Raw genomic sequence first — 13,440 nt, 5'->3', positions numbered from 1 at the left:
GCCAGTCATGCGCACAAAGGCGCCTAGCTTGATCAATTGCCCGCGCAGCCCAACCGTGCCCAGTCCGCTTGCGTAGAGGAGATCAGCCATGGAAGCGATTCAGCAGAGCCCCGAACCCCGCGGCGAAGTGACCCGCCTGCTGCAAGCCTGGTCCGCTGGTGACCGGGAGGCCGGCGAGCACTTGCTGCCGATGATCTACTCGGAACTGCGCAAGATCGCGGCCGGCACCTTGGCCCACGAACGCGCCCACCACACCCTGCAAGCCACCGAGCTGATCCACCAGGCCTTCTTGCGCTTGGTCGGCTCGCCGGGAGCATCCTGGGAGAACCGGGCCCACTTCTTCGCCGCTGCGGCCCGCACCGTGCGGCGCTTGTTGGTGGAGCATGCCCGGCGCGCCGGAGCTCAGCGGCGCGGCGACGGGCTGAGACCGGAGCCCCTCGACGAGCTCGCCGAGCGAGTTCCCGATCCCGCCGGCCGTCGATCGGACGACCTGATCGCCCTCGACGCCGCCCTCGAGCGGCTGCAGGGGCTCGATCCGGAGCTCGCCCAGGTGGTCGAGTACCGCTTCTTCGCCGGTATGTCCGGCCGTGAAATCGCCACCGTCTTGGGACTTTCGACGGCCACCGTTCAGCGACGCTGGCGACTCGCCCGCGGATTCCTCTTTCGCGACCTCGGCGGCGCAGTTCCCGAGCCGTGAACCGCACCCGCTTCCAGCGCCTGCGACAAGCCGCGGAGGCAGCCCTCGAGCTCACCGGAGAGGCGCGAGAAGCCAGCCTGCGCCGAGCCCTGAGGGACGATCCCGAGCTGCTCGCCGAGGCGCGCGCCCTGCTGGCGGCCGAAGCGTCGTCGGACGGCTTCCTCGAAGATCCAGCGATCGAGAGCCCGCCCTCGCCCGCGGAGTCCACCTGGGAAGGCAAGACCCTGGGGCGGTACCGCCTGGTCCGCAAGCTCGGGGAGGGTGGAATGGGCGCCGTCTACCTCGCCGAACGCAGCGACGGCGAGTTCGCCAAGCCAGTGGCCATCAAGGTCGCCTATCGCGCGGCCTGGGACGACGAGCTGCGCTGGCGGGTGCGTCGCGAACGGCAGATCCTGGCCCGCCTCGAGCACCCTCACATCGCCCGTCTTTACGACGGCGGAACCTGGCAGGGGGTGCCCTACTTCGCCATGGAGTTCGTCGATGGCTTGCCGATCGACGACTACAGCCAACGCCACCAGCTCTCCCTCGAGCAACGGCTCGCCCTGTTCCTCGAGGTTTGCGATGCCGTCGGCTTCGCCCATCGGGCCCTGGTCGTCCATCGCGACCTCAAGCCGGCCAACATACTGGTCACCCACCGGGGTGAGCCCAAGCTGCTCGATTTCGGCATCGCCAAGGCTCTCACCGCCGACACCACCGAGCCACCGACCCAGCTGGGCCAGCGCCCCTTGACGCCCTCCTACGCCAGCCCCGAGCAGCTCCAGGGGGAGCCGGTCTCGACGGCGAGCGATCTCTACTCCCTCGGCGTTCTCCTCTATCGCCTGATCACCGGCGAGCTGCCGCGCCGCATCACCGCCTTCGACCCGGCCGGCCTCGACCGCGCCTTCGCCGCCGAGCCGCCGGCACCGAGCAGACTCGCCGCCGAAGCGACCGCCGCGGGTCCCCGTCGATCGAGCCGCGACCTCGACGCCATCGTGACGCGCGCCATCGCAGCCGATCCCCAACGGCGCTACCCCACGACCGAGCACCTCGCCGCCGACCTGCGGGCCTTTCTCGCCGGACGCCCGGTGTCAGCCCGCCCGGCCCGCCTGGCCTACCGCGTCGGCCTCTACATCCGGCGTCACCGGCTGCGCACCGCCGCCGCCGCCCTGCTTCTGCTCACCGCTATCGCGTCCCTCTGTCAAAGCACCATGCAGGCGACGGAGATCGCGCGCCAGCGCGACCGTGCCCTGGTCGAGTCGCGCCGCGCCAACGAGACTGTCTCCTTCTTGGTCGACATCCTCGAGAACACGGACCCATCGCGCACCGGTGGTGGAGGACCCGAGACCCTGGCCTTCGCCACCCGTCAGATCCGCCAACGGCTACGCGATCACCCCCTGCAGCGAGCCGACCTCCTCGCAACCGTCGGTCGACTGCAGCTGCGCCTCGGCCGGCCCGATCTGGCCGCGGACCTGCTCACCGAAGCCCGCGACCTCTACCGCGAAACCGCTTCGCCCCGCGAGCCGCAGACCGACGGTTGGTTGGCCTCGGCACTCGCCGAGCGCGGCGACTACCGGCGCGCCGAGGAGCTCTATCGCAACGCTCTCGCCGACCCACGACTGGCGCCGCGCGAGCGCGCCCGGAACCTCAGCGGACTGGGTGTCACCCACCTCTATGCCGGCAACCTCGAGGCCGCCACCCTGCCCCTGGAGCGGGCCCTGAACCTACTGGCTCGAGATTCGCAGGCAGCCGAGCTCCGGGCCCTCACCCTCAATCGGCTCGGCCTGGTCGCCTCCCTGCGAGACGGAGCACCGGCCGCCGAGCCATTCCACCGGCAAGCCCTCGCCGCACAGCAGCAAGCCCTCGGCGGCGACCATCCCGCCCTCGCCCAGACCCTCATCTTCCTCGCCCGCGTCCAGGAAGATCGCGGCGCGCGACGAGAAGCCGGCGAAAGCCTGCAACAGGCTCTAAAGCTACGCCGCGAGGCCTACGGCGAGCACAGCCCTTTGCTTGGCGAAACGCTCCTCGAGTACTCACGATGGCTGCATGCCGAAGGCGACCTGACGACTTCCCGGGAAACCCTCGAGCAAGGCTGCTCGATTCTCACCGTCGCCCGCGGGCCGCAGCATCGCGACACCGCCGCCTGCCTTCTCGGCCTGGGTCAAATCGAGCTCGCCCTCGACAACCTCGACCGCGCCGAGGAACTTCTCGACCGCAGCCTGCGACGCCTGCGCACCACCCATCCGGACCACCACAGCCAAGCCCTGCCGCTGCGCCAACTGGCGGTGGTCGCCGCCAAGCGGGGCGACTTCGCCACCGCCCGGCAGCGACTCGAAGCCGGGCTCCGCCTCGCCGCCGGTGCCCTGCCCGAAGAGGTGACCTTCGTCGCCGAGATGCAGCACGATCTCGGCCGGGTGCTCGCCGAGCTCGGCGAAACCGAGCAAGCCCGACAGTGGCTGTCGACGGCGATTCAAAACCTGGAGCACCGACTCGGCCCCGAAGCGCCGCGGGTCCGCGAGGCGCGCGCCCGCCTCGCCACCTTGCCCTCCGCCGGCGCCGCGACTCCCACGACTGCTAGCATCTCCCCATGACCTTCGCTGTGGAGAGCCCCCGGGACCGCTTCGGCCGTGCTCCCCGAGACCTGCGCATCTCGGTGACCGACCGCTGCAACTTCCGCTGCAGCTACTGCATGCCGAAGGAGATTTTCGGCAAGGACTTTCCCTTCCTGCCCCGCACGGCGATCCTCGACTACGAGGAGATCGTGCGATTGGTGCGGATCTTCCATCGCCTCGGGGTGCGCAAAGTTCGCCTCACCGGCGGCGAGCCCCTACTGCGCCGCGACCTCGACCAGCTCATCCGCCAGCTCGCCACCATCGACGATCTCGAGATCACCCTCACCACCAACGGGGCGCTCCTCGAGCGCTGGGCGCCGAGCTTGGCGCAAGCCGGCCTCGACCGCGTCACGGTCAGCCTCGACGCCCTCGACGAAGCCCAGTTCCAGGCGGTCAACGACGTCGGCTTCCCGGTCGCCCGGGTGCTCACCGGCATCGACGCCGCGGCCGACGCCGGCCTCACCCCGGTCAAAATCAACGCCGTCATCCAGAAAAGCGTCAACGCCGACGCCATCCTGCCGCTGGCGCGCCACTTCCACGGCTCCGGGCACATCCTGCGCTTCATCGAATTCATGGACGTCGGCAACACCAACGGCTGGCGCCTCGACGAAGTCGTGCCGGGCCGCGAGATCGTCGAGCGCATCTCCGCCGAGCTGCCCCTCGAAGCGGTCTCACCCTCCTACCGCGGTGAAGTCGCGAGGCGCTGGCGCTACCGCGACGGCGGCGGTGAGATCGGCGTCATCACCTCCGTCACCGAACCCTTCTGCGGCGCCTGCACCCGCGCCCGCCTCTCCGCCGAAGGCAAGCTCTTCACCTGCCTCTTCGCCACCAAAGGCACCGACCTCCGGCGCCTGCTGCGGGACGGCTCCAGCGACGACCACATCGCCAACTTCCTGCGCGCCCTCTGGACCCGCCGCACCGACCGCTACTCCGAACAACGCTCCGAAGCCACCGCTCCGCGGGAACGCATCGAAATGTCCTACATCGGCGGCTGAGGAGGGCGGAAGGGGACTCGAGTTTGGCGACGTCGACGGGACAAGTTCGAGGCGACAGAATCTTCGGCAATTCGATATCTCGTGATAAAACCGGAACCCTCTAGCATCTGAGAATTATCGAATCATCCGGAGGGCGATGGAACCTCGAACGCCGAAGACTTTCTTCGCCCACTCCCTGCCAGATCGCCCCACCGACGACTGGCAGGATCTCGAGCAGCACCTGAAGGGCGTCGCCACTCTCGCCGCCGAGCGCGGAAGGGCCTTCGGCGCCGAAGATTGGGCCTACCTCGCCGGCTTGTGGCACGACGTCGGCAAGTACCGGCCGGCCTTCCAGCAGTACCTGCGCGGCGAGGCGCCGTCTTCGGACCACTCGACGGTGGGAGCAATGTTGGCGGCGAAGCGCGGAGAGCGCCAAGCCTTCGCTTTGAGTCTGTCGATCGCGGGCCATCACGGCGGACTTCCCAACCTCAGGAATCCGGGAGACGGTCGAACCGCGTGGACAGAGCGCGAGCGCACCCGCCAGTCGCTGCTGAGCGAAGCCGAGCGCACGATTCCTCGCTGGCTCAAAGATCATCCCCTACCGCCCCTGCCGGAGCGCTTCACCGCCCTATTCGATGGCACCCTGCAGCCACGAGCTGAAGGCACCAAGCCGCTCCTCCGCTCCTTCGAGATGTGGATTCGCTTTGTCTTCTCTGCGCTCGTAGATGCCGACTTTCTCGACACGGAGGCTTTTTACGTCCAGGCGGAGGGCCGTGGCCAGCCGGAGCGCGGCGCCTACGAGCCCATTCCCGCCCTAGGTGGCCGACTAGACGAAGCTATCGACGAGCTCACCACCAGGGCCGATGCAACCCGCGTCAACCAGCAACGTGCCGCCATCCTCACCGCCTGCCGCGAGCGCGCCAAGGAACCACTCGGAATCTTCTCCCTCACCGTGCCAACCGGCGGCGGCAAGACTCTCTCGGGAATGTCCTTCGCTCTTCGGCACGCCGCGAAGCACGGCCTGCGACGAGTGATCGTTGCCATTCCCTTCACCACCATCCTCGATCAAAACGCCCGTGCCTATCGCCAAGCCCTCGGCGAAGATCAGGTCATCGAACACCACTCGGCGGTCGAGCCGGCCGAAGAGCATGATGAGGATGCCCAGAAGGCGGAGCGCCGCCGGCTCCTGGCCTGCGAGAACTGGGACGCCCCGGTCGTGCTGACGACCAACGTTCAATTCTTCGAATCTCTCTTCGCTAGCCGACCGTCCCGTTGCCGCAAGCTCCACAATATCGCCCAGAGCGTGATCATCCTGGACGAGATCCAGGCGCTCCCGCCGGAGCTCCTGCTCGCCTGCCTCGAGGGGCTGCGCGAGCTTGTCGACCACTACGGCTGCTCGGTGGTCCTGTCAACCGCCACCCCGCCCGCTCTGCGCCACCGCCCGGCGCTGCCCCACGGCCTCGAAGGGGTGCGCGAGATCGTGCCCGATCCAACCGGCCTCTCTCTCGGTTTGCGGCGCTGCCGCATCGAGTGGCCCGACCCCGCGGCGCCTCCAATCACCTGGGAAGCGCTCGCCGATGAGGTTGCCGAGCTCGACCAGGTCCTGGTGGTGACTCATCTTCGCAGGGACGCCGTCGAGTTGGCCTCGCTCCTCCCACAGGACGGCACTTACCACCTCTCCGCCGCCATGTGTGGTGCCCACCGCCTCACCGTCCTCGACCAAGCGCGCAAGGCGCTCCAGAACGGCGAGGCCTGCCGTCTGGTCTCGACCCAGCTCATCGAAGCCGGCGTCGACATCGACTTTCCCGTCGTCTACCGCGCCCTCGGCGGGCTGGACAGCATCATCCAAGCAGCTGGCCGAGCCAACCGCGAAGGACGCCGCGACGTTGGCCGCGTCGTCGTCTTCCGAGCACCGACCCAGCCGCCTCCGGGGACGCCCCGGAAGGGGCTCAAAATCACCGAGAAAATCTTGCAGCAGCACGGCGAAGGATTCGACCCTTTCGACCCGGCGAGCTGCGAGCAGTTCTTCCGTGATCTGTACATGGTCGAGGATCTCGACCCGCGGCAGATCCTCCTCCACCGCGGCCAGCTCGACTTCCAGACCGTCGACCAGCAGTTCCAGATGATTCCCGAATTCATGCAGGCGGTGGCGATTCCCTTCGACGAAACCGCCCGCCAACGGCTCAACGCCTTTGAGTACGGCTTGCCCTCGCGCAAAGCTTTTCGAGCCCTGGCCCCCTTTCTGGTCCAGGTGCCCCCCAGGATCTTTCGGCGCCTCGAGAACGCCGGCGCCCTGCGCAATCTCCACGACACGCTGCCGGTGCTCAGCGAGCCGTTCTTCCGCAGCCAATACCACAGGGACTTCGGTCTTCAACCGCAGAACAATCCCCAGCCAGATCCATCATCGCTGGTCGGTTGATGCGACGAGAAGCAAGATTCTTGTCCTCGATCTTGCACGTTTCACCAGAAAACGCATCTACCCCAATAGGAGTCATTCATTCGGGAGGAAATTGCATGACACGAGATGGCCGTAGCCCGATCGTCGCCCTGCGCGCTCGCGGACCGTTCGCCTGCTTCACAAGGCCTGAGCTCAAAGCCGAGCGAGTCTCGTACGTCGTTCCGACGCCGTCGGCCGCCCGCGGCCTGATCGAAGCCGTCCTCTGGAAACCGGCGATTCGCTGGCACATCGAGCGCATCCGCGTCCTGGCCCCAATTCGCTCGATCGCTTTCCGCCGCAACGAGGTCAACAGCCGCGCTGTCGCGCCGGCAGCCAAAGTGATCGCCCAGGGCGGTACGGCACCCCACCTATACGCCGACCAAGACCGCGCCCAGCGCAACACCATCGCTCTACGGGACGTCGACTACGTCATCGAGGCACGCTTTTCATTCACCGCCAAAGCGGGAGCGGACGACAACATGGGCAAATTCCTCGACATGTTCCGCCGTCGGGTCCGGCAAGGGCAGGCCTTCCAGCAACCATACCTCGGCTGCCGCGAATTCGCCGCCGAGATCCTGTCGCCGGAAGGCGCCCCCGAGCCCATCGACGACAGCCGCGACCTCGGCCTGATGCTGTGGGACATCGACTTCGGCAAAGTGAATCGGCCGCGTTTCTTCGCCGCTCGGCTCGAGGCCGGCGTGCTGGAAGTACCGGACGATCCGGAGTCGACTCTCGCCATGCTTGGAGCCAGCGCATGATCTTGCAAGCTCTTTACGAGATGGCCCAAACCGAGGGCCTGAGCCAGGATCTCGATTTTCAGCCCAAGCCGATCACATACTTGATTTTCGTCGACGACGAAGGTCGCCTGCTCAACCTCGTGAGCACGAAGACCGCACCACCGGCCGCACCCGGCAAAAGGGCCGGCAAGGCCATCGCCAAGAGCTTTCCGGTTCCGCGTGAACCGACCCGCACCAGCGGTGCCCGAGCCTTCTTCTTCTACGACAAGGCCGAGTACGTATTCGGCATCGACCCCGAAGGGAAACGCGCCGCGGCTCAACTTGCGGAACGCGCGAGCCTGTTTCGCGACAAAGTGTCCGCCTGTGCCGAGAGCACCGGCGATGCGGCCGCCCGAGCGGTTCTGCAGCTGCTCGACAACCTCGCCGACGGCTCGCAAGCCGTGTCGCTCCCCGAGGACTGCGCCGGCAATGACCTGTTCGCCTTCATCTATCAAGGGGAAGCCGAACGTCTGGTCACCCAGCGGCCGGCGATCGAGGCCCACTGGCGGCAGCTGCGTACCAAGGACCAAGCGGATGAGCAGATTCGCTGCCTGGTCACCGGTACCCTGTCGGCACCGGCCAAGAAGCACACCTCACTCAAGAACGTCCCCGGCGGCTCGACCTCCGGCGTCGCGCTCGTGTCCTTCAACAATTCGGCCTTTGAGTCTTACGGCTGGAAGGGCAACGACAATGCCCCGGTTTCCCAAGAGGCAGCCGAAACCTACGGCGTCGCCCTCAATCGCCTCCTGCATCCGGCCTATCCCGACCCCAAGGAGCCAGGCTCCACCCTGGCGCGACGAAATCGCCGACTCGCCGACGACACGGTGCTCTGCTACTGGGCCGATGCCGGCGACCAAGGCTTCGCCGACGCCTTCGGCGATGTGCTCGATGCCAATCCCGAAGGCGTCGCCGAGGTCTATCACTCGATCTGGTCCGGAAAACCCCCAACCCCTCTCGGCGACGAAGTCCAATTTTACGGTCTCATTCTCGCCGGCGCCCAAGGGCGAGCGAGCGTTCGAGATTGGATCGAAACGACCGTCAACCAAGCACAGAAGAACGTCGCTCGTCACTTCGCCGACCTCAAGATGGTGCGCGTCACGCCTCCGCCGAAGAAGGGACAGCTTCCTCCGGCCCTCGGGATACGCAGTCTGCTGAGCGCCCTCGCTCCCAAGGGAAGAGAAGGAGTTCCCGGACCACTCGCGGCGCAACTCGCGGTGGCTGCCCTCCAGGGCACGCCCTTTCCCCTGTCTCTCTTGCAGCGCGCCTTGATTCGAACTCGCGCCGAGATCGGTGACGATGACTGGGTCGCCTTCACCCGCCGCGACGCCCGCGCCGCCATCATCAAGGCGGTTCTCAACCGCCAACGCCGTGCCAAGAATTCTTCCCTCGACCAGGAGATTACCCCCGCCATGGATCCCAACAACCACCAACCCGGCTACCTCCTCGGTCGCTTGATGGCCGTCCTCGAAAACCTGCAAGCCGCCGCTCTGGGCGACGTCAACGCCAGCGTCGTGGACCGCTACTTTGGCGCTGCTTCAGCAACCCCACAGGCGGTCTTTACACGCCTCCTGAAGGGCGCTCGCCACCACGTTCGTAAGCTGCGGGACGAGGCCGACAAAGGAGGTCTCGCCGTTTGGCTCGACCGCCAAATCGACACTCTGGTTGCCAGCTTCGACCCCAAGCAAAACGGCTTTCCCGCCCACTTGGACCTCGAGCAGCAGGGCCTTTTCGTACTCGGTTACCACCAGCAGCGCCACTGGCTGCGCCTCCCCAAGGCAGAGCGCGAAGCGCTCGAAGCGTCCGCCAGCAAAGCTACCTGACCCAACAACGAGCGCCCAAGGCACGAGTTTCTGCGACCCTTGAATCGCATGATCCGTCTCGCATTCTCAGACCAGCTGCGAGACGAGGAGAGATGAGATGAGCCACACTCCCAATCAAATCGACCATCGCCACGACTTTGTCCTGCTGTTCGACGTCGCCCATGGCAACCCCAACGGTGACCCGGATGCCGGCAATGCCCCGCGTACCGACCCCGAAACCGGACACGGCCTGGTTTCGGACGTCGCACTGAAGCGCAAGATCCGTGACTTCGTCACCCTCGCCAAGACCCATCCTGAAACCGGCGAACCGGAATCCGGATACGACATCTACGTTCGACATCGCGGCGTTCTCGAGCGCTACCACCGGCAGGCCTACGAAGCCCTCGGCCTCGACCCCAAGGCCAAGGGTAAGGAGAACGCCAGCAACGTCGACCGCACCCGCGCCTGGATGTGCCAAACGTACTTCGACGTCCGCACCTTCGGGGCCGTGATGTCCACCGGCATCAACTGCGGCCAGGTGCGCGGCCCGGTACAGCTCACCTTCTCGCGCTCCGTCGACCCGATCGCCTCCCTCGAGCAATCGATCGTGCGCAAGGCGGTCACCACCGAGAAGGACGCTGAGAAACAGCTCACCAATCATGGTCAGGTCACCGGCACCATGGGACGCAAAGAGATCGTGCCTTACGCCCTCTATGTCGCTCACGGCTTCTACTCGCCGAGCTTGGCCCGCGACACGGGCTTCTCGGACTCCGACATGGAGCTTCTCTGGCAAGCCCTCACGTTGATGTTCGAGCACGACCGTTCCGCCACTCGTGGCGAGATGTCCACTTGCAAACTGTTCGTCTTCGAGCACGAAAGTCACCTCGGTAATGCTCCGGCCCAGGCTCTTTTCCGCCGCATCAAGGCCCAACGCATCGACGAGTCGAAACCGGCGCGCCAGTTCGAGGACTACTCGATCGAGGTCGTGCGCGAAGGACTACCTTCGGGCGTCACGCTTCACGAGATGGTCTGACCCAAGAATTCGGCGGTGTATGACGAAGACAGCTTGCTGCCGTTATCTGCCTTGCAACACCTGGCCTTCTGTGAGCGCCAGGCGGCCCTGATCCATATCGAAGGCCTGTGGGCGGATAACCGACTCACCGTCGAGGGCACCCTGATGCATCAATCCCTCGACGAAACCGGACGGCGCACGGAAGTGCGCGACGGGACACGACTGGCGCGCGGCATTGGGCTACGCTCGGCTCGGTTAGGGCTCGTCGGTCGCGCCGATCTGGTCGAGTTCCTACCCGTCGAGGACAATCCCTCAGCCGGAGTGCAACTGCCAGGCGCCACCGGTCTTTGGCGACCTTTCCCGGTCGAAGCCAAGCGCGGACGCCCGAAGAAGCACAATGCCGACCGCGTTCAGCTCTGCGCTCAAGGCATGTGCCTCGAAGAGACCTTCGGTATCCCTGTTCCGGCCGGTGCTCTGACCTACGGCAAGACTCGCCGCCGCCTGCACGTCGATTTCGATTCCCCCTTGCGGATCGAGGTCGAGGCCGCAGCTTCCCGGCTTCACGAATTGATCGACCTCGGACTCACGCCGACCGCTGCTCGTGAGCCGAAATGCGACCGCTGCTCGCTATTCGAGCTTTGCATGCCTCACGCGATATCAGCAGACCGCTCCGCCACCGACTATTTGAAACGCGAGATCTTCGGCAGCGCTCGATCGGCCTTCAGAACCGAGAACTCCTCGAAAGCACCATGAAACGTCACCTCAATACCCTCTTCGTAACCAGCGAGGGCGCCTACGTAGGCCGTGAAGGTGAGCAGGTCATCGTGCGCCGCGAAGAACAGCCTCCGTTACGCGTCCCCATTCTGCAGCTCGGCGCGATCGTGCTCTTCGGCCGCATCGGATTCAGCCCATCCCTAGCCGGCCTGTGCGGCCGCCATGGCGTCACTCTCTCCCTCCTGTCAACCTACGGCCGCTTCCTGGCTCGAGTCGAAGGACCTGTATCCGGCAACGTACTTCTGCGTCGGGAGCAGTACCGGCGCGCCGACGAGCCCGAGCATTGCGCCGCCCTCGCGGCAACCTTCATCGGTGGCAAACTAGTCAACGCTCGAACGGTCCTTCGACGCGCTCTCCGCGAGCGCCCCCAGACCACGGGAAATGCTGATATCGAGCAGGTCGCCGGCACTCTCGGCAGCCTCCTGAAGCGACTCAGTAACACCCACGACCTCGACCAGATACGAGGCCTCGAGGGAGAGGGCGCCCGGCTCTACTTCTCGGTTCTAGACCATCTCGTTCTGAGCCGTGGAGACACTTTCCGATTCTCCAGTCGCTCTCGCAGACCGCCCCTTGATCCGATCAACGCGCTGCTCTCCTTCGCCTACACTCTCCTCACCCACGACGTCGCCGCCGCCCTCGAAGGTGTCGGCCTCGACCCAGCCGTCGGCTTCCTCCATCGCGACCGACCGGGTCGTTTCGGTCTCGCCCTAGATCTCGTTGAAGAGCTTCGCCCCATCGTTGCGGATCGACTTGTCCTGAGCCTCATCAACCGGCGTCAGATCAACGAACGCGGTTTCCGCCGCGAAGAAACCGGCCGCGTCGTCATGGACGAAGATATCCGCAAGGCCTTTCTCGTCGCTTACCAGGAACGTAAGAACACCGCAGTCACCCATCCATTCCTCGGTGAGAGAACCACCATAGGCCTCGTCCCCCATCTCCAGGCTCGACTGCTCGCCCGCCACCTGCGGGGAGATCTTGATGCCTATCCACCCTTTATCTGGAAGTGAGCTGAAGCCGTGCTCGTGGTGGTGAGCTACGACGTCTCAACCGTCGACCGTGCCGGGCGCCGCCGCCTCCGTCGCGTCGCCAAGCGTTGCCTCGACTACGGCCAGCGGGTTCAGAACTCGGTCTTCGAGTGCGTCGTCGATCCCGCCCAATGGGCTCAACTCAAACACCACTTGCTCAGCGAAATCGAGACAAAGGAAGACAGCCTGCGCTTCTACTTCCTCGGTTCGAACTGGCGCCGGCGAGTCGAGCATCATGGCGCCAAACCGACCCGGGATCCGGACGCCCCGCTCATCGTCTGACCCTTGCGCGAACCGGAAGTGCCCACAGAATCCCCGGGAGGTTCGCGGTCACTCCAGCTCATTGAAAACCGAAGACTTACGCTAGACTGACATCGTTGGGCTCCTTCGTGTCAGGCACGGCAACCAGGGGTTCGCGGAAACGCCCCTGCAAGCCACTGAAAAGAAGCCACTTATAAGGACCCTCTCGCCCCTCGCGCAGGGGCGCGGATTGAAACACCCTGACTCAGAACGCCTTATAGGCGAAGGCGACCTCGCCCCTCGCGCAGGGGCGCGGATTGAAACCCGCTTGCCGGTGGGCCCATCTTGGAGTCGACGTCCCTCGCCCCTCGCGCAGGGGCGCGGATTGAAACACGCTGACTCCGAAGGCCTTGTCGGCGATGGGGCCCTCGCCCCTCGCGCAGGGGCGCGGATTGAAACTGGAGACGCTCCGGGCACACCTCAAGCACCTCCAGCTCGCCCCTCGCGCAGGGGCGCCGATTGAAACCGCCACCAGGCGGCGGCCACATCGAGCACCGCCTGGCTCGCCCCTCGCGCAGGGGCGCGGATTGAAACTGGAGCTGCAGCATGGTGATGGCTCCGGTGGCGGCTCGCCCCTCGCGCAGGGGCGCGGATTGAAACGAGCAGCTTAGCGAGGCAACCGGGCTGTGGGACGACTCGCCCCTCGCGCAGGGGCGCGGATTGAAACTCGGCAAGCTGCTCGGCGTTATCCGCCTTCGCCGCCCTCGCCCCTCGCGCAGGGGCGCGGATTGAAACTGCCTGCGCCGGCTGCCGAGGCGCAGGTGATCGCCCTCGCCCCTCGCGCAGGGGCGCGGATTGAAACCTTGTGATTTTCAGGAAGTCAACGTAAACACTGGCCCTCGCCCCTCGCGCAGGGGCGCGGATTGAAACTTTAGATCGGGGCGGTCGAGTACTTCGACAAGATCCCGCTCAAGAAAGGCCTTGAGCAGCAAGGGGTCCGACTGGTGCCCCCGGGAGCGATCCGTTTTGGTGCCCATTGCGAACCCGGGGTCGTGGTCATGCCAGGCTACGTCAACATCGGCGCCTTCGTGGGAGCTGGCACCATGGTCGACACCTGG

10 protein-coding genes and 1 CRISPR repeat array are annotated in these 13,440 nt (G+C 65.9%); all 10 genes read left to right on the top strand.

Annotated features, from left to right (window positions below; translation table 11 throughout):
* The first annotated feature begins 88 nt into the window (after positions 1 to 88).
* Complete coding sequence (locus tag AAF604_14370; protein ID MEM7050849.1) at positions 89 to 697, top strand: ECF-type sigma factor; 609 nt, start codon at positions 89 to 91, stop codon at positions 695 to 697.
* Complete coding sequence (locus tag AAF604_14365) at positions 694 to 3,264, top strand: tetratricopeptide repeat protein (GenBank protein MEM7050848.1); 2,571 nt, start codon at positions 694 to 696, stop codon at positions 3,262 to 3,264. Before AAF604_14370 ends, AAF604_14365 begins: the two co-directional genes overlap by 4 nt.
* A complete protein-coding gene (gene moaA / locus AAF604_14360) occupies positions 3,261 to 4,280 on the top strand; it encodes a GTP 3',8-cyclase MoaA (GenBank protein MEM7050847.1) in 1,020 nt (339 codons plus the stop codon). The genes AAF604_14365 and moaA overlap by 4 nt, the downstream gene beginning before the upstream one ends.
* 136 nt (positions 4,281 to 4,416) lie before the next feature.
* Entirely contained in the window at positions 4,417 to 6,678 is a 2,262-nt protein-coding gene (locus AAF604_14355) for a CRISPR-associated endonuclease Cas3'' (GenBank protein ID MEM7050846.1), read from the top strand.
* A gap of 95 nt (positions 6,679 to 6,773) precedes the next feature.
* The gene (cas5c, locus tag AAF604_14350) at positions 6,774 to 7,454 is read left to right on the top strand and encodes a type I-C CRISPR-associated protein Cas5c (protein MEM7050845.1); all 681 of its coding nucleotides are present in this window, start codon (positions 6,774 to 6,776) and stop codon (positions 7,452 to 7,454) included.
* On the top strand, positions 7,451 to 9,292 hold the full coding sequence (gene cas8c, locus AAF604_14345) for a type I-C CRISPR-associated protein Cas8c/Csd1 (GenBank protein MEM7050844.1): 1,842 nt from the start codon (positions 7,451 to 7,453) through the stop codon (positions 9,290 to 9,292). Before cas5c ends, cas8c begins: the two co-directional genes overlap by 4 nt.
* Positions 9,293 to 9,389: 97 nt before the next feature.
* Entirely contained in the window at positions 9,390 to 10,304 is a 915-nt protein-coding gene (gene cas7c, locus AAF604_14340; protein MEM7050843.1) for a type I-C CRISPR-associated protein Cas7/Csd2, read from the top strand.
* Between the two features lie 15 nt (positions 10,305 to 10,319).
* Entirely contained in the window at positions 10,320 to 11,036 is a 717-nt protein-coding gene (gene cas4, locus AAF604_14335) for a CRISPR-associated protein Cas4 (GenBank protein ID MEM7050842.1), read from the top strand.
* Positions 11,033 to 12,064: a type I-C CRISPR-associated endonuclease Cas1c gene (gene cas1c / locus AAF604_14330; protein MEM7050841.1), complete on the top strand. Its 1,032-nt coding sequence runs from the start codon at positions 11,033 to 11,035 to the stop codon at positions 12,062 to 12,064. Before cas4 ends, cas1c begins: the two co-directional genes overlap by 4 nt.
* Before the next feature lie 9 nt (positions 12,065 to 12,073).
* Positions 12,074 to 12,364, top strand: coding sequence for a CRISPR-associated endonuclease Cas2 (gene cas2 / locus AAF604_14325; protein ID MEM7050840.1), 291 nt, complete (start codon positions 12,074 to 12,076; stop codon positions 12,362 to 12,364).
* Between the two features lie 183 nt (positions 12,365 to 12,547).
* Positions 12,548 to 13,252: a CRISPR direct-repeat array (repeat unit 32 nt; unit sequence CTCGCCCCTCGCGCAGGGGCGCGGATTGAAAC).
* Positions 13,253 to 13,440 lie beyond the last annotated feature (188 nt).

It is taken from the genome of Acidobacteriota bacterium, from assembly GCA_039028635.1.
Taxonomy (GTDB): domain Bacteria; phylum Acidobacteriota; class Thermoanaerobaculia; order Multivoradales; family JBCCEF01; genus JBCCEF01.
The sequence above is the reverse complement of the archived record's forward strand: the minus strand, read 5'-3'. Positions and strand labels throughout refer to the sequence as shown.

Bases quoted from the DNA above. Each gene is read 5' to 3' on its own strand.
- AAF604_14355 (MEM7050846.1), top strand. From the start codon at position 4,417: ATGGAACCTCGAACGCCGAAGACTTTCTTCGCCCACTCCCTGCCAGAT.
- cas1c (MEM7050841.1), top strand. From the start codon at position 11,033: ATGAAACGTCACCTCAATACCCTCTTCGTAACCAGCGAGGGCGCCTAC.
- cas7c (MEM7050843.1), top strand. From the start codon at position 9,390: ATGAGCCACACTCCCAATCAAATCGACCATCGCCACGACTTTGTCCTG.
- cas8c (MEM7050844.1), top strand. From the start codon at position 7,451: ATGATCTTGCAAGCTCTTTACGAGATGGCCCAAACCGAGGGCCTGAGC.
- cas5c (MEM7050845.1), top strand. From the start codon at position 6,774: ATGACACGAGATGGCCGTAGCCCGATCGTCGCCCTGCGCGCTCGCGGA.
- moaA (MEM7050847.1), top strand. From the start codon at position 3,261: ATGACCTTCGCTGTGGAGAGCCCCCGGGACCGCTTCGGCCGTGCTCCC.
- AAF604_14370 (MEM7050849.1), top strand. From the start codon at position 89: ATGGAAGCGATTCAGCAGAGCCCCGAACCCCGCGGCGAAGTGACCCGC.